This is a genomic window from Pseudomonas sp. RA_35y_Pfl2_P32 (genome assembly GCF_963970735.1).
GTDB lineage: Bacteria > Pseudomonadota > Gammaproteobacteria > Pseudomonadales > Pseudomonadaceae > Aquipseudomonas.
Window position 1 is genome coordinate 1 of the sequence record NZ_CAXAQF010000380.1, and the last position, 433, is coordinate 433.

The 433-nt window shown below is 68.8% G+C and carries 1 protein-coding gene; it reads left to right on the forward strand.

The genetic code is table 11. The features are described 5' to 3' along the window. Positions 1 to 433 (forward strand): aminotransferase class I/II-fold pyridoxal phosphate-dependent enzyme (locus AACY45_RS28800; protein WP_339548879.1); only part of this gene is annotated, 433 nt, incomplete at both ends.

Here is a 433-nt window from a genome sequence, read left to right on the forward strand (position 1 = left end):
GTGTTCGAGCAGGTCAACAGGGCCAAGGCCGCCGCGCGTAATGCCGGCGCCGACATCATCGACCTCGGCATGGGCAATCCGGATCTGCCGGCGCCGCCGCACGTCTTGGAGAAGCTGAAGGAGACGCTGGGCAAGCCGCGCACCGACCGCTATTCGGCCTCGCGTGGCATCCCCGGGCTGCGCCGGGCCCAGGCCGCCTATTATGCGCGCCGGTTCGGCGTGAAGCTCAATCCGGACACCCAGGTCGTGGCGACGCTGGGCTCGAAGGAGGGCTTTGCCAACGTGGCGCAGGCCATCACCGCGCCGGGCGACGTCATCCTGTGTCCCAATCCGAGTTATCCGATCCACGCCTTCGGCTTCCTGATGGCGGGCGGCGTGATCCGCTCGGTGCCCTCGGAGCCGACGCCGCAGTTCTTCGAAGCGGTGGAGCGGG